This is a genomic window from Thermogemmatispora tikiterensis (assembly GCF_003268475.1).
In the GTDB taxonomy this organism is placed as follows: domain Bacteria; phylum Chloroflexota; class Ktedonobacteria; order Ktedonobacterales; family Ktedonobacteraceae; genus Thermogemmatispora; species Thermogemmatispora tikiterensis.
The window spans coordinates 5589788-5615676 of the sequence record NZ_MCIF01000002.1 but is presented as its reverse complement, the minus strand read 5'-3'; the positions used below and the strand labels follow the sequence as shown (position 1 = coordinate 5615676).

The following is a 25889-nucleotide window of genomic DNA, read 5'->3' as shown; positions in this document are numbered from 1 at the left end:
GGCAGACAGGCCGGCCAGCCCGGCTAAGAAGAGGCTTCCTCTCCCTCACTGGTATAGAAGGGCACCCACTCGCCCTTGCGATTCTGCACGTAGGCCACCCCCTGCTCATCCCAGACAATCATGCGATTGAGCGTATAGATCAGCGTCGCCCGCGCGCGCGCCACCTTCTCATCGACCGCCGATTCGCTCAAGCCCCAGGCGGCATAAATGCGACCATTCGTGCGGCTCACCGCGCGCTTATCGTGCAGATTCAGGCGAACAGCAATTTGCTCATTGGTCATGCCCTGAGCCAGCAGCTCGGCCACTCGCAATTCGTTCGGCTCCAGCAAGGCACGCGGGGACTGCTCATCCAGACTGCGCACCTCCTGCACGCGATCCTCAATCTCGGGGTCAACAAAGCTGCGGCCACTGATAGCATCACGCAATAACGGTATCAGCATACCTGGCAACAGATAGTTACTTTTGCGGACATAAGCGTAGTGCGTCAGAATGCCAGAAGCTCGGAACTCGCGATAATACTCGTCGTCATCCTGAATCGAATAGAAGACCACCGGCATCCGGGGACGCTCGCGGCGAATAGCGACCGCCGCAGCCACCCCACTCATGGCCTTGCGTCCCAGGGTAGGATCACGCAGCTGGACGTCCATGAGGATCACATCCATATCCAGCTCGAAGGCGCGCGCCACGGCCTCACGTCCCGTGGCTGCCTCGCCAACCACCTGGACAGCACCCGTCGCCTCCAGGCCCTCACGCAGGGCCTTGCGCAAGGGGCCGTGATCATCGACCAGCAGCAACTTCATCGGAGCATCCATAGCCGGAACGGGAACAGCCCTCCTTTTGATCCGATCCGATCCGTTGGGAGCGCCAGAGCAAGAACACCTTGCAGATCAGCTCAGGCGCCAGGTAAGGGCAGCGTCTTGACAGCCTTCCTGCAGACTAGAACGTCCCTGTGCGACGCCAGGGAACAGTGCGCGCCTTTATTATACATCGCTGCCAGCCCAAGAGGATGGGCCAGGGTTTAGACCAACCAGGTCAGACCTCGCCCGGCCCGAGAGTGCATCAATCCAGGGAGGCACCAGAGAAGAGGGAAAGAGGCGAGCGCCAACGGAGGAGAAAACGGGGGGCCGACAGCCGGGGGTGCCTTTCCTCGCAGGGAACGTCAACAGGCTGCCGACCCACTCGCCAGCGAGGCGCGGAGAGCGTAAACTCTACCGCGATCCCGCCAGGCTTCTCCTCAGCAGATCAACAGCGGAGAAGCCAACGGAGATAGGAGAACAGAGTTGAGGCCGCATTGCCTCACCGCCTGGCTCATTTTCACTCGACTGACCAGCGAGCGCCCCGCCAGCTCTAGTAGCCAGCGGTCTGCTCAAAGGCCTGGGCAATCACCTGGTAGCCCTTGTCCGTTGCATGGATATCGTGGAACACGCTACACATCCAGGTATAGCTGCAAATGTTGTTATTGGGAACGGCAGCCCCTCCAAAGGCAGAAAAAACATCGACGAGCACCCCAAATCCCTGAACATCGCTCGCCAGATGTTCATTGATCTGCTGGCTATAGGGCACCGTATTGGGACAGATGTTCTGGTAGGGATCGTAATAGTTCATCACGAGCAGATCGCCCGTCACCTGCCCGTTCACAGTAAGGGCCGCCCGCAACTGGGGCAGAATCACCTGGCGCAGATTGTAGTCCAGCGTCTGCAGGGCGCTGGCGCTGCCAGTAGTATCGATGGCACAGGTCTGGGAGTTGAGATAGGGGAGGACATCATTAGCCCCGATATCAAGCGTCACAGGACTGACCTGGCCCGGATGGGCACGCAGGAAATTGAGCGCGGCATTCAGCTGCGAACCAAGGTAGGGATACTTGCGCAGGAAGGGGTAGGGACACTTGCCGTTGAGGAAGGTTACGCTGGTCTCGCCCGGACAGGCCAGGTTGACCATGTTGGTAGTGCCGTGAGCCTTCAGGTCCTGGAAAAAGTAGTCGCTGTAGCCGTGCGTGAAGTCAAGGTCGGGCTGGAAGCCAAAAGCGAGGGAGTTTCCCAGGACAAGGTAGTACTTCTTTGGACCGACCAGCTTCAAGCCCTGGGCATGAGCTACACGCACATCAGGGGCAAGAACAAGGAGGAGGAGTAGCAAAGTCAGGACGAAGGGTAGCACCAGGCGACAGCAGGAAGGTATGCGTTTACCCATACATGACCCCCTTTGGTGTCAGGGCTAACGTTGCAGCAAGCAGTGAGGAAAAGCACACACCCCTGTTACATAGTATACATTCTGAAACAAAATAATACAAGACATTACATAGCAAAACAACCGTTTGCCCCCTCGCAGGCAGCGACGGCGACAGCCGGGGGGTGAGGCACGGGCGGCCCGGCCAAGCCTTGACCCCGGGCCTCCTTCTCAGCTATAGTCTTCAGAGAAGCAACCGACTGGTTACGGCGAGGCCCACCTGGGTCGGAGCCAGGCAGACGGTCGCTCTGTTTTTCTTCCCCGGTCGATCGGGAGAGCTTGAGGTAATGAGGCAGGTCAAGCGGGTATGGAGCAGACAGCACAGTCAGACCAGCAGCGGCGCCGCCCGCGGCGCATTTTAGCTATTCAACAGATCGCGGATGATCCCCCCGGCTACCTTGGTGAGATCCTCACGGAGTACGGCATCGCCTGCGATACTGTGCAAGCCGGGCAGAGACCCCTGCCGGATCACCTGGACAACTACGGCGCTTTGCTGGTGTTGGGCGGCCCCCAGCACGTGGGCGAGGAGGAGCGCTATCCCTACCTCCGCCAGGAGCAGGCCCTGATTCGCCAGGCAGTCGAGCAGGACATTCCGTACCTCGGTATTTGTCTGGGAGGACAATTGCTCGCAAATGTTCTGGGAGCGGATGTCAAACGACACGATTTTGTGGAACTGGGTTTCTACCAGGTACAATTGACCGAGGCCGGGCAGCGCGACCCGCTCTTTGAGGGGTTGCCAGGCTATCAGCAGGTAATTCACTGGCATGAGGATGTCTTCGGGTTGCCCGCCGGCGCCGTTTTGCTGGCCACCAGCCCAAGCACACCTCATCAGGCTTTCCGCTATGGGCGCTGTGCCTATGGGCTGCAATATCACATCGAGCTGACGCCCGCGATGCTGGACATGTGGCTCTATACTCCCGACTACCGCGAGGAGATTATCTCGCTCCTGGGACCTGACGCTATCGGGCGCCTGGAAGAGGAACGGGCTCGCTTCTATCCACTCTATCGCCAGCACGCCCGTCTGGTTTTCGAAAACTTCCTGCGCCTGGCCGGACTCCTGGCGGGGTGATCCCAGCCGTGAACCTGGCTGGACTGGTAGCGAGCGTGCAAGCCGGGTTTGCTCATTGCTCTCCTGCCGGCATGCCTGTCAGCAGGTTGGGGAGTTGTCGCCTGGCATGCGCTGGTGGCCGTGTCCTCACCACGCTTCTGTCTCGTATTTGCGTAAGCAGTTGACCAGACAGGGATGGCATACTATAATTAGCGTAAGCGCGATCAAGGGACAATTTCCCTCGCTATCCCTCGCCTGGCGAGGTCTGACGCTTTCCTCGCCCACTGCGAGGGATCGGTCTCCGGCCATCGGCACGGTGCTCCAGGTCCAGAGTATGTGCCAGGCGGCGACGCAAGCGCCCGGCCAAACGCGCTACCATATCTGCACCAGACTCGTCTTGTCCTGATCTATATCGCTATGTCGAGACCAAGCCGTGGAGTGGAGCTGAAGGAGTCATTGATTACGATGCCGCATGCAAGAGGCCGCCGGCGTCAGGCCAGCGTCGCCTCTGAGTCGTCTCGCTTTGTTTTCTCTGCTTGTAGCATCCCCTGTGAGAGGCACCCCGAACATAACGAGGACAGTTTTATCTCTGATGCCTCAACCGGCCTGGCCGCTGTCTTCGATGGCGTCGGCGGCAGCGCCGCCGGAGAAATTGCCGCTCGCATCGCCGCTCGCTGCACACACCAGGGCTGGAAAACAGTAATGCGCCGCCTGCAGCAGCACTATCCCAGCGGTCTCTTGCTGGATCAGCAGGGAGACCACCATCAGGAACTTGGCCGCTACTTGCGCGAGGTGCTGGAGGAGGCCGACGAGCTGATCCGCACAGAAGGCGCGCAGCTCGCCGGGACCGACGATCTGGCCACCACGGTCGCGCTCGGCGTCTTCTGCCCTCTCTCTAACGCCCCCGGGGCCTTGCTCCTCTATGCCCACGTCGGCGATAGCCGCATCTATTTGCTCCGACCCGGCGAGCCGCTGCGCCGTCTGACCACCGACGATGGCCTGCTGGGAAAGCTGGTGGAAAATAAGGTGCTCAAGGATAGCGATGCCCTGCGCATCGATCAGGCCATGCGTTTCGAGGACCTCTCGGACCTGGAGCTGAACTACTTCCGCTGGCGCGGCGGCATTACCCAGGCTCTCGGTGGCCCCTTGGCCCCGACGATTCATGTGGACCAGACAACGATCGCCCCCGGCGACCGCGTGCTCTTTTGCACCGACGGCATCCACGATAATTTGACCGATGAGGAGATCGCGGCTTTGCTGAAAGCTGGCCCGCGCTCTTCGGTGGCCCGCCTCCTGGTTGAACGCTCGCTACAGCGCTCGCGCGAGGAGCGCCATATGACGATTCGCGCCAAGCCCGATGATATCACCGCCGTCGTTGTGACCTGCCGCTTCTAAATCTTCTCCTGAAAGGACAGCCACCTCTCCTCTCGCTGTGCACGCATAGCCTTCCCCCAAAAGTACCAGACACAGTTGTCGATATGTCTATGGTCCGTGACGGTATGTTACACTGTTTCCTGCTTAAAGGCTTTCCAGTAAGGTAGAGAGCTGCTGCTCAGCATGAGAAGAGATCGGCTGGCTTTCACGGTGATCAGCCTCTTTGTGCTGCTGTTGTTGCTGCCCGCCTGCGCAAGCGGAGGGAGCGGCAGCGGTCGCTCGCAGCCCGGACGCGATGCGGCCCACGCCCCCCTCGGCAGCGGGGCCTTAACCAACCTGGAGCGGCTGGCAACGCCTACTCCTACGGTGCTGATCCCCAGTCAGCATACCACTCCCACGCCTTCCCCCCAGGCCAAGGCGACGAGCGGCGCACAGGCGACCCCTGCGGCGAATGCCGCCGCCCCTTATGGCCCTCCGCCCCCGCTGACAGCCCTGGAGCAATACCTGACCCAGAAGCTCTTTGAGCAGATCAACAGCGATCGAGCAGCTCAGGGCCTCTATCCCTATGTCTGGAACGCTACCTTAGCCGCCGGTGCTCGCCTGCATAGCTGGAATATGTACCATTGCGGCTTTAGCCATACCTGCCCCGACGGCCTGCCCCAGTGCACGCGCATCGCCAATGAGGGCTTCAGCTTCAGCGATTGCGGCGAGAATATTGGTCTGGCCGGCCCCTCCAGTCCCGCCTGGACCAATGTCTATCAGGTCCAGGAAAGCATGGCCAATGAGCCGGCTACAGGCTGGCACCATATCCATCTCTTCAGTACAACGCTGCACCGCGTGGGCATCGGGGTCTATGTCGATCCTTCAGGTTGGGTCTGGTTCACGGAGGATTTTATCAGCTAGGCCGGCCCGGGCCAGCTCTGCAGGGCTGGCAGCCAGCGTTGCGTAGGACTGACCGAACCGCGCCGGGACCGCGGTCTGGGTCTGTCTCCTTTTCACTTCTGCCCCCGATGACTGAGGAGAAGCAGACTGAGAAGCGGCCTCTTGCCAGTTGCTGGCCATTGCGCACTTGAGGGCACGCTTTGCTGTCCGCTCTTTGAGGCGCACGCCTCTATCCCTGTGTGCCAGCAGCCTGAGTCTGGCTTTCCTGACTGGCCGCGCTCTCTTCTTCGATCAGTTGGGCCTCTATATGGACGTCGATGCGTTCGCTGACCAACCAGCCACCAGCTTCGAGAGCCACATTCCAGTTCAGTCCCCAGTCTTTGCGGTTGAGCGAGGTGGTGGCAGTGAAGCCCAGGCGCCTCTTGCCTTGCCAGTCACGCGAGCGGCCTTCCAGGGAGACATCGAGGACAACAGGCCGGGTGACTCCACGAATGGTGAGGTCCCCGTAGAGCTTGCCCGTGGTGGCACTGAGCGGTTCAGCGCGCGTGCTGCTAAAGGTGATGGTGGGGTAATGTTCAATATCGAGGAAATCGGCAGATTTGAGATGGGCGTCGCGTTGCGGCTGGTCACTATCAAGGCTGGCAGCATCAATTTCGACGGCGACCCGCGTTGCTTCAGGATGGGCCTCGTCGAACTCGATGGTTCCCGACCATTGCTTGAAGCGCCCCCGCACGGTGGTGATCATCATGTGCTTGGCACTGAATTCAATGCTGCTGTGCGCCGGGTCGAAGCGCCAGGACATGGTTGGCCTCCCCTTCTAAAATAAGAATAGCCAACAACTGAACAATAGTTACTAATATTAATATAGTAACAAAAGAAAGTATAGAATGGAGGGCGGTATTTGTCAAGGCGTGCTGCCGTGGTGGGTGGTAGGAGCTGGCAAGAGAAAAGAGGGCATTGGCCAGGGCTTGCGGGGCAGCTGTTGGCAGGCTATCATTGGGGAGCAGGACAGATAGAACAGGCTGAGTCTTCAGCCGGCGAGCATGAGAAGGAAAGGGCCGGGCGCCGATGGTTCCCCGCGATGATTTTACGCCGCATGGTTATCTAGACAACCCCTTCCATAGCTGGAAGCTGAATCCGAGCGGTGTACTCCGCAGTCGTCCCCCGCTTGGCATGGGCTGGCATGTCCCTAACCTGGGCAGCTATGTGCGCAACCAGTTTCAATACACTGCCCACCTGAATATCGGGCTACGCCTCGACGATGGTCTCCTGCTGATTACGCCGGAAGATTTCCAGCGCTGGGGCTGCGCTCTCAACAGCCCTCTCCATACCAGGAATCGTTTCGCCTACAATTGTATTGTTCCCTCACACAATCTGCTGGTGCGCGCCGTGTACTTTCTGGTCGAGGAGCACGTGCTGGGCTGTCTGCTCTCGCTGACGTCTACGCGCGAGTCCGGGCTGCGCGTGACCTGCTATATTCAGCACGAGCGCATCCACAATCCCTTCACGAGCCGCCTGTGGGAGCATGGTCTCTATGGACGTGCTCTACCTGCGGGCAACCTGGCCATGCTTGGCATCGCCAGTGAGGGCGACGTCTTCATTCACGGCTGGGTGGCTGTCGATGGTGGTCCCGCACCGCAGCCAGGGGAGGTGATCTATACCGTCTCGCAGGCCGAGCTGGCTGCTCGACTACGCGGGGCCGCCGTGGCCTCACCGACGGTGACGCAGGCGGACCCCGAGACCGGCTGGCAGGTGCGCACGCTGACGCTGCCTTGCACTGTGGAACTGACGGAGGATGGCGAGGAGCGCCGTCTGCTCCTCTTGCTGGCGCGTGGAGTCTCGCTTGACCAGAGCTATCGCCGCTGGCGCGAGGCCCAGGCAGGCTTTCAGACAGCCTTGCACCAGCGTGAGCAAGAGGACGAGGCCTTCTGGGAGCGAGCGCCCCAGCTTTCGGGCGACTGGCCCGCGACCTGGCGCCGAGGCTTCGTCTACGATCAGGAGACCCTGCGCATGGTGATTCGCCCTCCCTGCGGTCTGCTGAAGGGGCCGTGGGACGGCATGCAGCTTCAGGCGCCGCGCCTGGTACTGGCGGAGGCAGCTCTAGATGCACTCTTTCTTAGCTATGCCGCCCCCGAGTTGGCTGAGGAGGTGCTCTTGACCCATTTTACGGAGGCCCCTCACCCCAATCTCCCCTGTATGCGCGAGGATGGCAGCTACAATATGGTGGCCGACGATGGGCAGATCTGTGGCACTGCCCCAGAGTGGGGTTATCCCCTCTATTGCTGCGATCTGCTCTTCCAGCGCAGCGGTAACCGCGCCTGGCTCCGGCGCCTCTATCCAGCTGCCGCCGCCTATCTGCGCTGGTGGCTGGAGCACCGCCGCGATGGCGAGGGCTGGCTGGTCTATGCCTGCTCATGGGAGAGCGGCCAGGATGTATCAAGCCGCTTTGGACCGCAGCAAACCGGAGGGACGCTTATCCAGCATGTGCGCCCGGTGGATCTGCAGGCCAGCATGGCTCAGGGAGCGGCGATTGTGGCACGCTGGGCGACCATTCTGGCCCAAGAGGAGGGGGTAGAGGAAGAGTCGGGCCGCCCCCCCGTCGGCCTGGTTCTCAGCCGCGAGGACTGGCTGGCTGAGGCCACCTGGTGGCAAGGTATCGCCGACGAATTCACCGTCAAGACGCGGCGCATGTGGCAGCGTGGTTGGTTTCGAGACTACGATTCTCAGCGCCAGCAATGGTCGAGCGAACGGGATGCCATGCACCTGGCCCCTCTCTTTTGTGGAGTGGCTGGCTGGGGTCACAGCGAGCAGCTGCAGGAAGCGCTGCGCCACCCTCCGACTCATAGTGGAGGCTGGGCCCCACTCTGCTGGCCCCCAGTGGCCTTGACCGTCATCGGAGCCGCCGACGCTGCCGGCTTGCCCGAGGTGGCCGCCGAACTTGCCGCCCAGTTCATCAGCGATGGCTACCGCCATCTCGACCGGCGCTCCTTCACCGCCGAAGAAGGTTTACCCGGGGTGACCCGCGAATATCGCCAGGCGCGCTGGCACGGTGCCGTACCGGAATACGTCACCGCTGGTATTGAAGGCTACGGCTGGGGTGCCTTGGGTCTTCATCTCTTACTACGCTACCTGCTCGGCCTGCGCGAAGAAGAGGCCGGCAAGCTCACGGTGCGCCCCATGCTGCCCCGCGCCCTGCGGCGACCCGGCAGCCGCTACCACGCAGGTCCGATCCAGTGGGGCGCCTTCGCGCTGCAGGCCACCTGCACAGTAGAGGCTGGCGATCAGTACCACTTTCACCTGGCAGCGAGCGAGCGCAACGGTCCTACTGCGCACTGGGAGTGGGAAGGACGCTGGGGAGAGGGACGCCTCATCCAGCTCAGCTCTTCCTGACTCCCTTGCCTTGCCTTGTCGCTTGCCGAGCGAGATCCTGTGCGAGCTGCCGAACGGCGCAGCCCCTCTCTTGCCTCGTCGCTGACCAGCCAGCCAGTCCTGGGCCTGTCAGTACGAGAGAGAAGGGGCGCCGCAACTAGGCCTCTGCCTCCTGCAGGAGGGCCTCAAACTCAGCGCGATTGAGGTGTTCTCGCTCCAGTAGCGCTGCAGCCAGCCGATGCAGCTGATCACAATGCGTGCTCAAGATCGAGCGAGCCAGCTCGCGGCCCTCGCTCAGAATCCGCTGCACCTCGGCATCGATGAGAGCGGCCAGTGAGGTACTGATCGCGCCGAAGCTGCGACCCAGGCCAGTTGCTGAGGCTTGCATACGCGCCAGGGTCGCCGTTGCCGCCTGGGTCGGCAATAAGCGAGCGCTTGCCGAAGCCGGTCCCAGCGGAGAAGCCTCCAGCGCCAGCGCCGCCCCTGTTGCCCGCGAGGAGGCCGCTGACAGGACGGGGCTGGCCTCCTCGGCGCCGTAATCGGCGAAAATCACCCCGACCTGCTCGCTCATCCCCCAACGAGTCACCATGCGGCGCGCCAGATCCGTCACCACCTGCAGATCGTTCTCAGCCCCCGTCGTCACCCGTTCGGGACCAAAGATCAGCTCCTCAGCAACCCGTCCACCCAGGCCAACGGCAATGCGTGCCATCAGCCGTTCACGGCTATAGTTATAGCGATCCTCCTCAGAGACAAACTGAGTCACGCCTAGACTCTGACCCCGCGGCAGAATCGTCACCCAATTCACGCGGTCCGCCTCTGGCAGATGGTAGGCCACCAGGGCATGGCCTCCTTCGTGGTAGGCGATTACGCGCCGTTCCTGCTCGCTCATCACCAGCGGTCGCAGAACGCCGAGCTGTACCCGCGCCAGCGCTTCTTCAAAACAGGCCTGCGTCACCGTCTCCAGGTCGCGACGCGCTGCGATCAGCGCCGCCTCGTTGACCAGGTTAGCCAGATCAGCCCCACTCATGCCCGTCGTCAGGCGCGCCAGGCGCTCCAGATCGACATCTTCATGCAGCGGAGTCTGGCGAGTGTGGACCGCCAGAATGGCCTGCCGGCCCGCCCGATCGGGCAGAGAAACGGTGATTGTACGGTCGAAGCGCCCCGGACGCAGCAAGGCCCGATCCAGGATATCGACACGATTGGTAGCCGCCAGTACAATTACCGCTTCGCGCTCGTTAAAACCGTCCAGCTCGACCAGTAGCTGATTGAGGGTCTGATCACGCTCCTCATTGCTGAAGACACGCGCCCCACGCTTGCGACCGACAGCATCGATCTCATCGATGAAGATGACACACGGGGCCGACTTGCGGGCCTCGGCAAAGAGATCGCGCACGCGACTGGCGCCGACACCGACGAACATCTCCACAAATTCCGAGGCGCTGATGCTGAAGAAAGGAACACCAGCCTCGCCCGCGACCGCCTTCGCCAGTAGGGTCTTGCCTGTCCCCGGTGGCCCTACCAGCAAAGCGCCCCGCGGGATACGCGCCCCCAGACGCTTGAAACGCTCCGGTGAGCGCAGGAACTCAACAATCTCTTCCAGCTCGGCACGCACCTCATCGATGCCAGCCACATCGGCAAAGGTCACCGGCGGAGCCGTTTTCACTCGCGCCTGCCCCATGCGCCCCGCCAGACCATTGCTCCCCCCACCGCTGACCTCGGCCAGCGAGCCACCATTGTTACTCCGGGCTGACCCCTCCGCCTTGCGTTCCGTCGCACCCGACTGCTTCTCAAAGCGACGAGCCCGGCTCCGACTCATACGCGCGATGCGCTCATCCAGGGCACGCAGCGGACGTGGATTGCGCAGCGAGAAGGCCATCAGAGTGACAATCAGGCCAATGACCACGACGGGAAGCAGGCGCCAGAGCAACTGCAGCCACAAAGGATTAGAGGCCGGGGGCAATATCGTCACAAACACATGCTTTTCACTCAAAAGAGGCATTAGCTGTGGATCTCCCTCAGCAGGCAGGCGCGTATAGATCTGCCGGGCTGGATCGAAGGTCTGCACCTGCGACTGTGCACTGGCCCAGCCCGAATAATTAGCATTAGCGCTAATCGAGCGACTCCAGGCCCTGATCTCAGTGGTCGACGCCTGCGAGGAAGGTGGCTGCCCGGCAGGCGTCGAAGAAGAGGTCAGCAGACCATACATCGAGCGATCCTGTAACACCACCGCCAGGACCTTGCCCGCCTTCACCTGATCCACAAAAGCGCTATAGCTCAGCGCTGTCACGCCGCTCGGCGCCGTGCCGGTCAGCGGCGGCTGGAGCTGGCTGAATAAACCAAAGAGCAGCAGGACTAAAGCCAGCAAAAGGGCGCCCGTCAACAGCCCGCTGCGCCGCGCCTGTATCCATGACAGCCATTTCAGCCGATTGCTTCTCCTACTCCTCACACCATTGCGCCGCCATGCCCGTTGCCACCAGCGGGCATGGCGACCACCCTTTTCTTCCATTCCTTCACCTCACCTGAGAAAGGCCCGCAAGCAATCACACGAGGATCTTTTGCCGAAGATGCTCGCAGCCTTCCGTGTCCTTCATAGTTCATTGCATGTCTGTCAATGTTTCAATCGCTATGTTATGCCTTTTTCTTCCTGCCATGAGCATAACGCAGGGAAGAGGCCAAACCGTCCAGGAGATGAAGACCGTATGAGTGCACTCGCCCTATGTCGGACACGTGAAGATTGTACTGCTTCTCCCCGCCTTCCTCAGAGAGGTGGTGGATCTTTAGTACTTTCTTCTTAGTGAATATTATAGCAAATCGTTTCTCACCTTGCTATTACGTACCAGGAGATCTCTTCGTAGCGCCATTCCCTCTGGAAGCGCCAATGTCTGAGCCAAGGAGATGAGCAACCTTCATCAAGGAAGGTTCCCGCATTCCCCATCAGGATGTGGTAGCCAGGTCAGTTGAATAAACGAGCAGACAAGATTCTTTTCTGGCCCAGGCTGCTCCCTCCCTGCGGTCCAGCGAGGAGCATAGTTCCAGCCACTCCAGGCTACCCTACTGTGCTTTGTTCGCCTCCTGGCGCGGCGTCTCCTTGCATAGGATAGAATCAGAAGCGCCGTTCCCTTGTGCGAGCCGGATTGATCTGCTTATCCTGTCGGTCGGGCCAGCCAGCCAAAGCGGCCAGAGCGACCAGGAGCGCAGACGCACAAGAGAGCAGGCACCCTGTCTGGCGATGACAGACAGGCATTCGATCGATCAGCACAGAGAAGGAGATAGCTGGACCATGAAAGCGATCCGCATCTACGAAACTGGCGGACCGGAGGTCATGCGCCTGGAAGAGATTGAGACGCCGCAGCCGCGGCAGGGTGAAGTGTTGATCAAGGTGGCGGCTGCCGGGGTGAATTATGCCGACCTGGCCCAGCGCCAGGGCACCTATCTGACGCGCACACGTACACCAACGACGCTCGGCTTCGAGGTAGCCGGAACGATTGTAGCGCTGGGTGAGGGTGTCAACACCCTCACCCCGGGTACACGCGTGGCCGCCTTTGCCACTGGCGGCTATGCCGAATACGCCACTGCCAGGGCCGAGACGGTCTTCCCTATCCCGGAAACCCTCGACTTCGTGCGGGCCGCCGCCCTGCCAGTCCAGGGGGTGACCGCCTATCAGCTCCTGCACGATTCAGCCCGTCTGCAAGCGGGTGAAAGTGTGCTGGTGCATGCCGCCGCTGGAGGCGTGGGAAGCTTCGCTGTGCAGCTTGCCCGCCTGTTGGGAGCCGGCCAGGTCATTGGCACGGCAAGCAGCGAGGCTAAACTGGAGTATATCCGGCGACTGGGAGCCGATTGGGCCATTAACTACAGCCAGGAGGACTGGACGGAGCAGGTCAAGCAGGCCACCAGCGGGCGAGGGGCCGATGTGCTGCTTGAGATGGTCGGCGGATCAATTGCCGAGCAGAGCCTGCGCTGTCTGGCCCCCTTTGGCCGGATGGTCGTCTATGGAGCCGCCAGCGGACAGATCGTTCAGTTTAGCGGCATCCAGCTGATGTACAAAAACCAGGCCATCATCGGCTACTGGCTCAGCGCCTGGCTCAGTCGTCCGCAGCAGGTTGCTTTCGCCATGCAGGAGCTGGCTCGTTATCTGGCCGCCGGCCAGTTGACCATCTTTGTCGGGCAGACATTCCCTCTCGTAGAGGCGGCTAACGCTCATCGGGCCATTGCGGAGCGCCGCACCACTGGGAAAGTTGTCCTGATAGTAGAACCCCTGTAACCCTTCAGCGAATCCTCTCTACGGAGGAACGCTTTCTACTTGAAGAGCTGCGGCCCTGGCTTTGGAGACCTTCTTTCCCGTTTGCCACCAGGGCCGCTCGGGCCAGTCTTTGCAACACTGGAGCCTGCCAGCCGTTTCTACTAATGGTAGCCTGAGCAGCTCGCGCTGAGCACTGGCTCTCGCCCAGCAAGCAACCCGGCCCCGGCTGCCGCCAGTGGGACTCGGCCAGACTAGATTAACCGGCAAGGAGACAGGCTCCCTCCCTATCCAGGCAACGGTGGCAGCTGGAGGCCCTAACCAGGCTTGCTATCCACTTCATCACTTGGAAGCAGGAACAGAGGTCTAGAGGATGGACGCCTTCCAGTTCGGCCAATGGTTCAGCAAACGACGGCGCATCTACGGCTGGCACAGCCAGCGGGCTCTGATCGAGACAATCCGCAAGGACCCGGCGCTGCGCGCCCTCGGTATCTCTGAAGACTTCCTGGCGCGGCTGGAAGCCGGCCATCTCCACTACCCTTTCCGCGGGAAAACCCGACAGCGCGTTCTCGCTCTGGCCGCCCTGCTCTGCCGCACGCCGCGCGATGTGCAGCTCTATCAGCGGGCCGCCGGCCTGCACGATCTCAGTCCCCAGGAAACAGAGCTGCTCGCCACCCTCACCGAGCAACTGGGAGGACCTTCTTCACCAAGCCCTGTTTTGCTCCCTCCCCGTCCCACCCACCTGATCGGTCGCAATCGCGAGCTTCAGCACCTTCTCCATGCCCTGCGCGAAGAGGGGCCAGGCATCTATATCATCAGTGGCATGCCCGGCGTTGGGAAAAGTGCCCTCGCCGCCGAGCTGGTCCATTTATTGGCCACCGATGGCAACCGTTACCGGCGCTGTTTCCCCGATGGCATCGTGGCCCTCAGCGCGCGAGGCTGTCAGGGATTGCCTGGTCTTTGCGCCCTGCTTCAGCGCTTGCTTGCTCTCCTCAGTGTGGGCCAGCATCAGTCTGAGCAGACCAAGGGGACACTTATGCTCTCCTCGATGCTGGTGTCGGGCCAGACCAGCTGTTCCGAGGCCGAGATGACCACCTTGCTCGACCAGGTGCGCACACGGCTCGCCGGGCAACGCACTTTGCTGTTGCTGGACGATCTGGAATCGCCTTTTCCATTGCGCCAGGCCGCCGAGGTCCTGCTGACCTGCGGCAGCTACCAGGGAGAGCGCCTGAGTGAGAGCTGCGAGTATCTTACCGGCAGCAGTATGCTGGTGATCAGTCGCATCGTGCCGTCTGCTACCGCTCTGCCTACCCATCACTACCATCTAGAGCCGCTGGCTCCTGCGGACGCTCTCGCGCTCTTCCTGACCCTCCTGGGTCGGAGCGCCCCCACCTTGAGCGCCAGAGAGCGGCAGGCAGCAGAGCGTATCTGCAGCGCCGTCGGCGGCCTCCCGCGAGCCATCGAGCTGGCCGCCACGGCGGTCGATGCCGGTATCTCCTGCGAGCTGCTGGCGGAGCGCCTTTCGCTCCATCCACTCGATGCCTTGCTGGATAGTGAGGGCGAGTTACGCCGCCTGCTCGCCGAGGCGCTGAGCACGCTTCCCCCGGAGACGAGAGAGCTACTGTTGCAGCTCGCTCCCCTGACGGCCAGGCCCTTTAGCCTGGCTGAGGCGGCTGACTGGCAACAGCGTTGCACTGGCATAGGCCCTGCTGGTCCTCAGTCTGGTCAGGCATTCATTGCCGAGTCTTCCAGTTCCCCACAACGCACGCTGGCCAGCACCGCCGCCCACCTGGCGCGCCTGGTACGCAGCTCCCTGCTCGATCTCCATCCAGAGATGGATGGCGCGGCAGACGGCGATGGCAGCGCCCAAGAACGACGCTACCAGGTTCATCCGCTGCTGCGCGCCTACGTCCAGGAAGAATGGCAACGTCGGCAGGCCGCCCTGCTGGCCTTCGCCACCGAGCAGCAACACGACATTCCGGCCCTGAAGAGCCGCCAGGCGGAGCTATTGCTGACCCTTGCTCAGGCTTACCAGAGCGGTCAAGACGCATTTTTTCTCCAGCTTCTGCAGTCCCTGCTCGGACTGTTAGCTCATCTGCCTCTGAGCGAGAGTGAGCCACTCTTGCTGCGTGGCCTTGAGGTGAGCCAGCGCTCAGGAGCCCCGTTCTTCCTCGCCTGCTTTCTCCAACGTCTTGGGGCGCTCTACTTCTACCACGGCCATTTTCAGCAGGCCCATCAGCGCTTCGAGGAGAGCCTCCAGGCGGCCCAGCAAGCGCTGCAGCCGGGGCAGCCACTACCCGCACTCAACCAGGGCCGCCATCCCCGCAGCTATCTCGCACGCTCCCGATTTTATCAGGCCGCGCTGGCCAGCAGCCAGGGAGATCTGGCGCTGGCGCAGCGCTATATTAATATTTTTCTCCGCATCTGCCAGGAGTGTGGCGATGTGCGCGGCACCATCGAAGCGCTGAAGCTGCAGGGACGCTACGCTTATCGCCAGTGCCGTCAGGAAGAGGCCAGCCAGGCTCTGCGCCACGCCGAGCACCTCCTGATCTCCCAGGAGCGGCAGCTTACCCTCCCCTACGACCAGGCGCTGCGCCTGGAGATTCAGCTGTTGCTCTGCCATACGCGCGACGATCAGGTTGGGGCGCGAGCCACGCTTGAGCAGCTGATCGCTCTGGCCAGCGACTATCTTGATCCTTACTTCGTTCCGGCGCTGGTCCTCGATGAGGCTGACTTTGCCTGGCGGCAGGGAGCCTGGGAGCTGGCCCATCTCTATGCCCTGCGCGCCATTCGCGAGGCTGATCGCCTCGGAGCCAGCTTCCTTCATCAGAAGGGCCTGACTCTTCTCCAACGCCTCACCGGCGACGAACCACGGCTGGCTACCAGGCCAACGCGCCCGCTCCAACAGGGCGACTAAAGTCAGACGAGACCTGGACAGAGACCAAAAACGCAGTCGGCTGCTAAGGAGCATGGCCCTCGCTGGTGCCTGCGAAGGGTTGCGCTCCTCAGCAGCCGACTCCAGGTTCTACTATAGGCTATGCAGGTGCAGCCTGCAGCAGAAATGCCGCTCGCGAACGCGGAAAGAGCGCGTAATTTCACCACCCCGCCGGTCAGCTCCGCCCGCTTCACAGGCCCCACGATGAAGCTGGGCCATAGCGCGGAAGAGCACTCTCCCATAGCCAGGCTAGCTGCCGTTGCTGAGCAGCGGCGGTGGCTCGCCAGAGGGTCAGCTAGCGCGCAGTCGTGCGCAGGCCGCGCATGCTGAGCTGGATCTGCTCGCGCTGGAGGTCGACGGCCAGGACACGCACCTGGACCACCTGCCCGACAGCCACCACGGCCAGGGGATCGCGCACATAGTGGTCGGCCAGCTCCGAAATATGGACCAGCCCATCGCGCTTGACCCCGATATCGACAAAGGCGCCGAAGTCAACTACATTGCGCACTGTCCCCTGGAGCACCATGCCAGGCTTGAGGTCCTCCAGCTTCAGGACATCATGGCGCAGAATAGGAGGAGGGAGCTCATCACGCGGATCAAGGCCCGGTTTCTCTAGATTCTCCAAGATATCAAGCAGCGTCGGCAGCCCTACGCCGATCTTGCGCGCAATGTCGGCCCAGGCGGCTTGCTCGCCATCGATGGCGACGCCATCCTGACTCTGTCGACGCCGACCGCGGCCCAGCGTGCTTTGCAGCTTGACCAGGCGTCGGAATTGGGCAACGCGCTCCGCCGGCTTGAGTGCCCCCTCCGCGCCGTCGGGGAGCATCGCCAGCAAAGCGCGGGCCGCCGCATAGCTCTCGGGATGGATAAAGGTATTGTCGAGCATTTCGACCCCATTAGCGATCTTCAGGAAACCGGCGGCCTGGGTAAAGGTAGCCGGTCCCAGGCCAGGAACCTTCAGCAACTCCTCACGCGAGCGGAACGGGCCGTGCTCCTCGCGATATTTGACAATCGCAGTGGCGACACGGCTGTTAATGCCAGCAACATGCCTGAGCAGAGCAGCCGATGCCGAATTCAGCTCGACGCCCGCAAAGTTGACGCAGGAGACAACCACTCGCTCCAGCATCTCGGCCAGGGCCTTTTGGTCAACATCGTGTTGATAGAGACCAACACCCAGCGCGCGTGGATCGATCTTGACCAGCTCCGCCAGAGGGTCCTGGAGGCGGCGGGCGATCGAAATGGTACCACGTTGCGTGGCGTCCAGCGTTGGGAATTCCTGGCGGGCAATCTCGGAGGCTGAATAGACCGAGGCGCCAGCCTCATTGACGATCACATAGCCGATCTCGCCGCGGCGACCTGTCTCTGCCTCCAGCTCGCGAATCAATCCCGCCACCAGCTGCTCGGTCTCGCGCGAGGCTGTGCCATTGCCTATGGCGATGACCTTCAGATCGTACTCGCCAATCAGGCGGCGCAGCGTCTGCCTGGCTTTCTCCTCCTGATGAAGGTAGATGGTATCCGAGGTCAGGTATTTGCCGGTCTCGTCGACCACGGCCAGCTTGCAACCGGTGCGATAGCCAGGGTCGATACCCAGCACCTTGTAACCGCGCAGCGGCGGCTGTAGCAGCAGATGGCGCAGGTTGGCTGCGAAGATCCCGATGGCATGCTCTTCAGCTTTGCGCGTCAGCTCAACACGCACCTCGCGCTCCATCGCCGGGGCCAGTAGACGCTTGTAGCCGTCTTCGATGGCCTGGGCAAGCTGAGCGGCAAAAGGCGAGGTCTCCTTGATGGGGTAGTGAGCCGTGATAGCAGGCCGCGCCTGCTCGTAGTCGAGCGTCACGCTGACGCGCAGCACCTCCTCGCGCTCGGCGCGGTTGAGAGCAAGAACGCGATGCGGGACCATACGTTCGACGCTCTCGTGAAAGTCATAGTAGATACGGTAGGTGCCTTTGGGATCTTTCTCAGCCAGGGCTTCGGGATCGACGGGTCGGGCGCTGACCGTGGCCTGCTGGAAGAAGAGGGCGCGCACAGCACCGCGCACACTGGCATCTTCGGCGACGATCTCAGCGACAATATCGCGCGCTCCCGCATAGGCCTCCAGGGCCGTCTCGACGCCCTTCTCGGGATCAAGCAAGGGACGCGCCTGCTCCTCCAGCACCGTGGCCGGATCACCTGGTAGCTCGGGTTGCTGTAGAATCAGCTCCGCTAGCGGGAGCAGCCCCTTCTCGCGCGCCACACTGGCACGGGTTTTGCGCTTGGGCCGGTAGGGAAGATAGAGGTCCTCTACCTCCTGCAGGGTGCGAGCCGCCATGATGGCCGCTTCCAGCTCCGGCGTGAGCTTACCCTGGGCGGCGATCAAACGGCGCACATCAGCCTTGCGCTCAAAAAGGGCGCGTAGGGCCGCGGCGCGGTCGGCAATGGCCTGAATCTGAACCTCATCGAGGCTGCCCGTTACCTCTTTGCGATAGCGGGCAATAAAGGGGATGGTGTTGCCTTCATCCAGCAAGGTGAGGGTGCGCGCAATCTGCTCACTGGACAGCTGCAGCTCGCCGCTCAGCAGGCGCGCTAATTCGGAAACGGGGAGAATCTCCTCGTCTGCGCTCTGTGTCATGCTTGTTGCATCATTCACATTCACCAGAATACGTGCCACCTTCTGTCTGTGCTCGTGTTGGTCTAATCAGGATGGGTTGGCCAGTTCAGGCAGGAGCAACCCGCGCCTATGATACCATAGCCACAGCGCCAGGCCAGCCTCTCCAGGCCCTTTGTCCAGTCCCCTGGAGGCTGCCGATGCGTGGCCTGGCAGGCACTACACACTCCCGCTTGCCCAGCGACGACTGAGGAAAGCGCGTCTCCCGAGCAGACCACCCAGCCAGCCAAGCGTCATCGCCAGCAGCAGACCGCCACCAAGATAGAGAAGAGGGGCAGGAACATTAGAGCTGTTCCCCGCCGAAGGGAGCGAGAAGAGCCAGGGCGCGACCTGGTGGATAATGCGCGTCAGCTCGCGCCCAATCTGAAGAGGAAGCCCCGTCTGATTAGCGTGTTGCAGCTCTCCCTGGAGACGCTGAGTAACGATGACCAGCAGCCCACAGCTGAAGACGAGCCAGAACATCACCGTACTGCAGATTCCCGCCCAGAAGCCGGCCCGGGCCCCACGCAGTGAACTGCCGCCGCGACGAGTGCTCATAAAGCCAGCCAGTAGATAGCACGACCAGCCCAGAACCAGTGACAAGAAGAGGGCCTCTTGCGTACGCAGCAGTAGCACCAGAAGCGCCGAACCAAGGCCCTGCAACAGTCCCCAGAGGCAGCCCTGCCCTAATGGACTGGGCAATGGGCGCAGCGGCTGCGGGGCCACCATGACCGCCTGTCTCCCCTGGCCAGCAGGCACAGGCACCGACTGCCGCCCCGGCCCAGCTGGAGGAGCCGGCGAGAGCGGATAAGACGAGGAGCGTGGTACGGGTGCTCCCTTGACCACCACTGCTGGGCCTGCTCCCGCTCGCGCTCCCAGCCCAGATCCGGCCAGCGGCCCACCGATCACGCGCACCGTTGGGTCAGCATGGCCCAGAAAGACGTTTCTTCCTTGAAGAGCTTCGGCAAACTCGCGCATAGAATGAAAACGCCCCTCTGGATTGAGAGCCAGGCCCTTCAACAACGCCTGCTCAACACGAGGCGAGATCTGCGGATTAAGCAGGCGCGGTGGCTGCAGCGTTTCTCGCAAACTGCGGCTGATAGCCGAAGGAGGCTTCGTTGCCGTCAACAGATAATACATCGTCGCCGCCAGGGCATAGATATCCGACTGGGGCGTTGTCGTACCCGTATACTGCTCTAGCGGACTGAAACCCTCCGTCACCGCTTTGATCATGGTCTGGCTGGCACTGGCAGGATCATAGAGCTTGGTTACGCCGAAATCGACCAGAACCGCATAGCCCTGGAGCGTCAGAATAATATTAGCTGGCTTGATATCACGATGGACCACCGCCGGTGTGCGACTGTGCAGCTCCTGCAGTACTTGCATAATAGGCAGAAACCAGGCCAGCACCTCTTGCTCAGAGCACGGGGTCCCGCGCGCCTGCATCAGCTGGAGCAGGTTCTGGCCCTCGATCAGCTGCATCACCAGGTAGAAGCGGCCACCCTCCTCGAAGGCATCGTAGACCTGCGGGAGATGTTTGCTCTTGATCGTAAAAAGAATGCCCGCCTCCATCAGCGCCTGGCGTCGCGCTGCCGGGGTGACATCGTAGGTCTCCTTGATAGCACAAGGACGATCGCCCTCGCTGGTATCAATGCCGCGGTAGACCGAGCCGAAGCCGCCGCGGTTGATTAGACCGTCGATAATATAGTGGCCTCCGACGACCGTCCCAGATTTCAAAGGCAGGGGAAAAGTCATCTCGTAGTCCTTCTCCCGGGCAACACTTGGCAGCAGATGTTTGACAGGATCAGCTCAGGCAGCGGGCCAGCTTCCCGTTCTTTTCCGTTCCGTTGTGTGCTGCTGTGTGCTGCCCCACCCAGCGCCGGTAGCAGTCCGGAACGAGCCGCACCGGCTGGCCAGTAACTTCAGATTCCCCATTTTATTGTACACCAGCAGCCGCAGAGCAAGGGCCACCTACCCGTCAAGATAAGCAGGAAGGGATGCCGGGGCGGCGCGGTTCCTCTAGCCTCCTCGGGCCTTCCTCCCCCTCCACAGAACAGCGGTCAAAGTTCTCCCCTGTTCATTTATCTTCTCAAGGGCATTTCATCTGCGTGGCCCTCGTGCTATACTGGAGAGAATAACGCTCCACGGAGCGATGTTATAAATAGACAGAGGTCGCAAGCAAGGGTCCGGCTTGCAATCGTGTGCCAGTATGGTACAATGAGGCCATGCTCAACCGATCTGGCAAGAAAGGGAGCCTGCTCCGGGGCCGGGCTGAGGGGGCAAGAGAGCCAGCGCGTGGCTCCAGGAGCGAGTGGACAAGGTGGTAGCCTGGGAAAGAAGGCGGAGCAGGCAGATGGTTCACCAGATGCGGTGAGGGTTCGTACAATAAGAACAGAGTAGATAGAGTTGCGGCACGTTTACTTCCTTTCCTGGAGGAAGGGACTGTCTGTCACTCTTGCGGCGATCCAGCAGGCCGACCACAAGAGAGGATTATATCGCTCCCTGCCCCGGGTGGGGAGACAAGAGCAGGTACTTGGAACGAAAAGTGATGTTCGACGCCGATAAGCCGACCGAGCCAGAACGCGAACTCATACCAGAGCCGGAGCCGGAACCGGAGCCGGAGCCAGAGCAGGATGAGGATGCGGACCTGACCTCGCTAGCGCAGAGCGATAGCCTGCGCCTCTACCTCCGTGAGATCTCTCGCATCCCCCTGCTGACCCCAGCGCGCGAGGCCGAACTGGCCGAGCGGGCTGAACAGGGAGATAGCGATGCGCGCAACCAGCTCATTATGGCCAACCTCCGTCTGGTGGTCAGCATCGCTAAGAAGTACGTAGGCCAGGGGCTCTCCCTGGAGGACCTGATCGGCGAGGGCAATATCGGCCTTATTCGCGCTGTCACCAAGTTCGACTACAAGAAGGGCTTCCGTTTTTCAACGTACGCCACCTGGTGGATTAAGCAGGCGATTACGCGAGCAATTCTGGAGGGGACGCGCGTGGTTCGCCTTCCAGTCTACATCATGGAGGAAGTCATGCGCGTCAAGCGCATCATGCGCCAGCTCTACCAGGAGATGGGAAGGGAGCCTTCACCCGAGAGTATCGGGGAGCGGCTCGGCATGAGTCCAGAGCGCGTCAACGAGCTTCTGATCTGGGCAGAAAAGGTCTTCTCGCTGGATGCGCCTCTCTCCGACGAGGAGGAGAACACGCTGGGCGATATCATCGAGGATGCTCGCGAGCGGGGGCCAATGGAGGTCACCAACCAGCAGCTGCTGCGTGAAGAGATTCGCAAGGTGCTGAACCAGCTCACGACCCGCGAGCGCCAGGTGATCGAGCTCCGCTTCGGCCTCATTGACGACCACGACCACACGCTTGAAGAGGTGGGTCGCAAGCTGAAAGTCACTCGCGAGCGCGTGCGCCAGATCGAGGAGCGAGCGATCCGCAAGCTGCGCCATCCCCAGGCCAGCCGTTACTTGAAGGACTACCTTGACTGAGCGCGACGGCGCTGGCTGGATCGCCACAGGCCCCAGGTCAGGACAAGGCTCGCAGCGAGGCCAGTCTCCGACAGACAGATCGGCTCCGCGCCGACCGCCAGCGGCCAGCCTCGCCCCCTTCTCCCCGCGAAGCGAACCGCGAGCAGAACAGGCCAGGGCAGGACAGGAGGGGGCCAAGCGCCCCTGCTGCATGAGCACGATGGCTGCCTGTCCTGCCTCCGCGCCCTCCTCACTGCGCCCTCGCTCCCTCGTCGCCAGGTCTCCCCTGAGACAAGAAGAAAGATAGGTGAATAGAAACAATTCTTATGTTACACAACCAAACAGTGAGGACATGACTTTTGGGGCAAATTCCCGCCTCTCTGTAGATGCCCCCCCGTCGAAGAACGTAAATAATTACGTCGGCACCGCTGCCATGTTATTATGGAGAAAGCAGGGAAGAGCGCCCGGCTGGTCAGGTCAGCTAGCTGGCAAGCGCTTTTCTCTCGCTGGGCTGATGAGACAGGCCCCTTCTCTCCTGACAGAGCACCTGGCGGCCTGGCAGCAGGCCAGCCGGATCAGTCCTTGCAAGCTGGGGTCACCAGGCAGGCAATCAGCGAGAAGATGAGGGGCCTTTGCAGGAACGCAGAAATGGAGGGGGCACTGGGCTCCCTACTTTGCACAGCGTCGCACAAGCGGGGAGCCAGTGCGTTCACGCACATGAATGAATTGGCAGGACAGAGTCTGGGTGGCTACCTGTTGGAAGAAGAAATAGGGCGTGGTTCGATGGGGATGGTGTACCGCGGCAAACAATTCGCGCTTGGCCGCGATGTCGCCATTAAGATTCTGCCTCATGCCCTGGCCAAAGACACATCTTACGTTGCGCGCTTTATCCGCGAGGCCCGCATTATCGCCGGGCTGAACCACCCCAACATCGTTCAGATCTACGATGCCGGTGAGCAAAAAGGCGTGCTCTACTTTGTGATGGAGTATGTCCAGGGGCCGACGCTGGGTAGCCTGCTGCGCCTGGATGGCCAAATCCCCCAGCATCTGGCCGCCGAGTATGCGGCCCAGATTGCCGACGCGCTCGATTGCGCCTACAGCGAGCGCAATGTGATCCATCGCGACATCAAGCCGGAAAACTTGATGCTGGACCGCTGGGGGAAGATCAAGGTAATGGATTTCGGGTTGGCGCGCGCGCCGGGGCTGCAACGCATTACGGTGGCCCGGACGCTGGTCGGCAGTATCTACTACGCCTCCCCAGAGCAGATCTGGGGTCAGCCGCTCGATAACCGCAGCGATATTTATGCCCTCGGCGTGGTTCTCTACGAGATGGTGACCGGGCAACGTCCGTTCAACGGGCGCACCCTGCCAGAGGTGACGCAGGCCATCACAAGCGGCCAGCTGCGCCCGCCGTCCTGGCTGAATCCTCAGCTGGCCCCGGGCCTGGAGCAGATTATTCTGAAGGCGCTGGCCCGCGATCGGACGCTGCGCTACGAGCAGGCACGGCAGATGGCCGAGGAGCTGCGCGCCCTGAATCTGAGAGTCGAGGAGCCTCGGGCGCCCACAAGCGGGGGACCACTCTCCCCTTTACCTCCGACCAATCCACGGGCCTTCGCCGTGCAGCCGCCGCGTCGACCGCGCCTGGCCGAGCAGCGACCCTCGTTCGCCGAGTGGCGGGCCCAGCGCTCAGCCACGCAGTTTCCGCCCGAGCTTCCTCATGGTCGGCCAGGTCCGGCAGAGCCAGCCGGGCTGGGAGAATGGCATAGTAGTCCTGGCTACGCCTCCCTGTTGGAACAGCTCCCCCAGCAGGGACCAGCACCAGGCAGAGGAGCGAGTGAGACGGAGCTGGTGCCCCCAGACGATCCGTCAGAAAAGGCCGGTCTCTGGCAGCACCTTCAGCGTTTGCTCGGGCGCTCAGGCAAAGGAGATCAGGAGCCAGGTCCGGCGATGCCCTCTGGCGATGGCTACACCCGCAGCGGCTAGCGGCTAGATGGGCTGGCTGCACCAGCAGGCTTGCCTTCCCGCCACCAGGCAGAGGTCATCTTGCAGGGCTGGCCAATCTTCGCTATACTACGAGCGATCGTTAAACGATCACCCATCGGACCCTGTCCGAATCCAGCGCTTTGTTGCTTGAGGAGAAGACGCATCTATGGGATCGCAAGTGAGCGTGGGCATCGCTTTTCTGGCAGGGCTTGCATCCTTTCTCTCGCCTTGCGTCCTGCCCCTGGTTCCAATCTACCTGGCGCAGTTAGTGGGCGAGAGTGTCTATCAAGCGACCCGCGGAGGTGGTAGCCTAACAGCACGTTTGACGACCTTCCTGCATGCTGCGCTCTTCGTGCTGGGCTTCACCTGTGCCTTTGTCGCTCTTGGAGCCACAGCAAGCACGCTCGGCTCCTTCCTGCGAGCCAATCAGCTCCTGCTGCGTGAGATCGGCGGCGTTCTACTCGTTATCATCGGTCTTCATCTTACGGGTCTGTTTCAGATTCCGCTGCTCTCGCGCCAGAAACGCTTTGAGTTCCGCCCGGCTCGCCCTGGCCCGCTGGCCTCGTTCGTGATCGGGCTGGTTTTCGCCATCGGCTGGACTCCCTGCGTCGGGCTGATTCTCGGCAGCATTCTCGGCCTGGCCGCCAACGCCGCCACGCTGCGCGAAGGCGTTCTGTTGTTGCTCAGCTACTCGCTGGGTCTGGGCCTACCCTTCCTCCTGCTCGGCTTGGGCCTCAACCAGGTCAGTGCAGCCCTCAAACTCCTCAAGCCACACCTGGGGAAGATCGAGGTGGCCACAGGAATCGTTATGGCCCTGGCCGGGCTGGCGATCTTTTTCAACCTGCTGCCTGCGCTCAACCACTATTTCAATTGGGGCCTGAGCCTCTGAGCCACGCCTGAGTGGGAGAACGCCAACCGCATCTGGAAACAGCAAGGTCACTCTCACCAAGGCTCACAGAAGCTGCCTGGCTCGCTCCACATTCCTTGCTTGAGGAAGAAACGAAGCCGGTGAGGAGACAACTGCCTCCTTCTGGACACTCAGGACAGAAACAGAGACTGGGGATGTCTCCGCGCCGGCTTGCTTTCCTGCGTCAGGGCCAGGCCCCTTACTGCGAGCACTGGTCACACACGCGGAGAAGACATAAGATCGAAACACTGACAGGCAGGCAGACAAAAAGGTCAGCAGGAAAGACAAGGGAACAGGGCACTGCCACTGTCTGTGAGGATCATGGTCTGGCTCGCCTGTGCGCCAGCGAACCGAACCAACCAGCCAGCCAGCTCACTCGACAAACTCTTCCAGAGCGATATCCGCTCTCAGCTCCATCTCAAGCTCGGGATCAAGCTCCAGTGGCTCACCGGGGGGCGTCTGAGCAATGCGCATCACTGCCTCGCGTAGACGAGCAGGGGCGCGCTCAATCGTACAGCGTTCATGAATCAGCCTTCTAAGACGCTCATCAAAGCGAAAACGGCTCTCACACTGCGAGCAGCGAGCCAGATGCTGCTGGACCGTGATAACTTCCTCGGCGCTGAGTTCCCGGTCGATATACAGATGGAGACGAGCTATCGCTTCAACGCAATTCATGGTTGTTCACTCGCTCTCTCTCCTCAAGTATCGAGGCTGGTTTTCTTATCTGTTCATTTTAACAGAGGGCGAGGTGATTTTCATTCCCCGGGGAAGTGTTTCCTCGCTTTTCCCCTGGCAGGTCCCACTTGAGCACAGGCTCGCTCAGTATATCAGGCTGTTCCACC

At 61.4% G+C, this 25889-nt stretch carries 17 protein-coding genes; 9 read left to right on the top strand and 8 right to left on the bottom strand.

Features of this window, described 5'->3' with window-relative positions; all coding sequences use genetic code 11:
• Positions 1 to 23: 23 nt before the first annotated feature.
• Both A4R35_RS22380 and A4R35_RS22375 read right to left on the bottom strand, forming a co-directional pair.
• Entirely contained in the window at positions 24 to 812 is a 789-nt protein-coding gene (locus A4R35_RS22380; protein ID WP_112433421.1) for a response regulator transcription factor, read from the bottom strand.
• Between the two features lie 535 nt (positions 813 to 1347).
• Positions 1348 to 2187 carry an SGNH/GDSL hydrolase family protein gene (locus A4R35_RS22375; RefSeq protein ID WP_112433419.1) on the bottom strand — a complete coding sequence of 280 codons (840 nt, stop codon included), beginning with the start codon at positions 2185 to 2187 and terminating at the stop codon, positions 1348 to 1350.
• 343 nt (positions 2188 to 2530) lie between these two features.
• Here A4R35_RS22375 and A4R35_RS22370 point away from each other — a divergent pair, with 343 nt between their 5' ends.
• Positions 2531 to 3292: a type 1 glutamine amidotransferase gene (locus tag A4R35_RS22370; RefSeq protein ID WP_112433417.1), complete on the top strand. Its 762-nt coding sequence runs from the start codon at positions 2531 to 2533 to the stop codon at positions 3290 to 3292.
• Between the two features lie 223 nt (positions 3293 to 3515).
• Here A4R35_RS22370 and A4R35_RS25060 read toward each other — a convergent pair whose 3' ends face one another.
• On the bottom strand, positions 3516 to 3650 hold the full coding sequence (locus A4R35_RS25060; protein WP_262982350.1) for a hypothetical protein: 135 nt from the start codon (positions 3648 to 3650) through the stop codon (positions 3516 to 3518).
• Between the two features lie 86 nt (positions 3651 to 3736).
• On the opposite strand from A4R35_RS25060, the gene A4R35_RS22365 reads away from it, so the two are divergent.
• Both A4R35_RS22365 and A4R35_RS22360 read left to right on the top strand, forming a co-directional pair.
• Positions 3737 to 4666, top strand: coding sequence for a PP2C family protein-serine/threonine phosphatase (locus A4R35_RS22365; RefSeq protein WP_189362195.1), 930 nt, complete (start codon positions 3737 to 3739; stop codon positions 4664 to 4666).
• 162 nt (positions 4667 to 4828) lie between these two features.
• Positions 4829 to 5548, top strand: a complete 720-nt coding sequence (locus tag A4R35_RS22360) for a CAP domain-containing protein (protein ID WP_112433413.1) — start codon at positions 4829 to 4831, stop codon at positions 5546 to 5548.
• A 208-nt stretch (positions 5549 to 5756) separates the two neighbouring features.
• Here the strand turns inward: A4R35_RS22360 and A4R35_RS22355 are convergent, their stop codons facing one another.
• Complete coding sequence (locus A4R35_RS22355) at positions 5757 to 6329, bottom strand: YceI family protein (RefSeq protein WP_112433411.1); 573 nt, start codon at positions 6327 to 6329, stop codon at positions 5757 to 5759.
• A 266-nt stretch (positions 6330 to 6595) separates the two neighbouring features.
• On the opposite strand from A4R35_RS22355, the gene A4R35_RS22350 reads away from it, so the two are divergent.
• A complete protein-coding gene (locus tag A4R35_RS22350) occupies positions 6596 to 8917 on the top strand; it encodes an MGH1-like glycoside hydrolase domain-containing protein (RefSeq protein WP_112433409.1) in 2322 nt (773 codons plus the stop codon).
• Between the two features lie 136 nt (positions 8918 to 9053).
• Here A4R35_RS22350 and ftsH read toward each other — a convergent pair whose 3' ends face one another.
• Entirely contained in the window at positions 9054 to 11402 is a 2349-nt protein-coding gene (gene ftsH, locus A4R35_RS25120; RefSeq protein WP_189362193.1) for an ATP-dependent zinc metalloprotease FtsH, read from the bottom strand.
• Positions 11403 to 12176: 774 nt separating this feature from the next.
• Here ftsH and A4R35_RS22340 point away from each other — a divergent pair.
• Both A4R35_RS22340 and A4R35_RS22335 read left to right on the top strand, forming a co-directional pair.
• A complete protein-coding gene (locus A4R35_RS22340; RefSeq protein WP_112433407.1) occupies positions 12177 to 13157 on the top strand; it encodes a quinone oxidoreductase family protein in 981 nt (326 codons plus the stop codon).
• Positions 13158 to 13506: 349 nt separating this feature from the next.
• Positions 13507 to 16050 carry an AAA family ATPase gene (locus A4R35_RS22335; RefSeq protein ID WP_112433405.1) on the top strand — a complete coding sequence of 848 codons (2544 nt, stop codon included), beginning with the start codon at positions 13507 to 13509 and terminating at the stop codon, positions 16048 to 16050.
• A gap of 313 nt (positions 16051 to 16363) precedes the next feature.
• Here A4R35_RS22335 and A4R35_RS22330 read toward each other — a convergent pair whose 3' ends face one another.
• Together A4R35_RS22330 and A4R35_RS22325 are read right to left on the bottom strand one after the other, a co-directional pair.
• Complete coding sequence (locus A4R35_RS22330; protein ID WP_112434387.1) at positions 16364 to 18676, bottom strand: Tex family protein; 2313 nt, start codon at positions 18674 to 18676, stop codon at positions 16364 to 16366.
• Between the two features lie 195 nt (positions 18677 to 18871).
• Positions 18872 to 20446: a serine/threonine protein kinase gene (locus A4R35_RS22325; RefSeq protein ID WP_112433403.1), complete on the bottom strand. Its 1575-nt coding sequence runs from the start codon at positions 20444 to 20446 to the stop codon at positions 18872 to 18874.
• A 778-nt stretch (positions 20447 to 21224) separates the two neighbouring features.
• Here A4R35_RS22325 and A4R35_RS22320 point away from each other — a divergent pair.
• From A4R35_RS22320 to A4R35_RS22310, 3 genes are all read left to right on the top strand, one after another.
• Complete coding sequence (locus A4R35_RS22320; protein ID WP_223258449.1) at positions 21225 to 22178, top strand: sigma-70 family RNA polymerase sigma factor; 954 nt, start codon at positions 21225 to 21227, stop codon at positions 22176 to 22178.
• Between the two features lie 696 nt (positions 22179 to 22874).
• Positions 22875 to 24140, top strand: coding sequence for a serine/threonine-protein kinase (locus A4R35_RS22315; protein ID WP_189362191.1), 1266 nt, complete (start codon positions 22875 to 22877; stop codon positions 24138 to 24140).
• 166 nt (positions 24141 to 24306) lie between these two features.
• On the top strand, positions 24307 to 25029 hold the full coding sequence (locus tag A4R35_RS22310; protein ID WP_112433397.1) for a cytochrome c biogenesis CcdA family protein: 723 nt from the start codon (positions 24307 to 24309) through the stop codon (positions 25027 to 25029).
• Between the two features lie 390 nt (positions 25030 to 25419).
• Here the strand turns inward: A4R35_RS22310 and rsrA are convergent, their stop codons facing one another.
• Positions 25420 to 25722, bottom strand: coding sequence for a mycothiol system anti-sigma-R factor (rsrA, locus tag A4R35_RS22305; protein WP_112433395.1), 303 nt, complete (start codon positions 25720 to 25722; stop codon positions 25420 to 25422).
• Positions 25723 to 25889 lie beyond the last annotated feature (167 nt).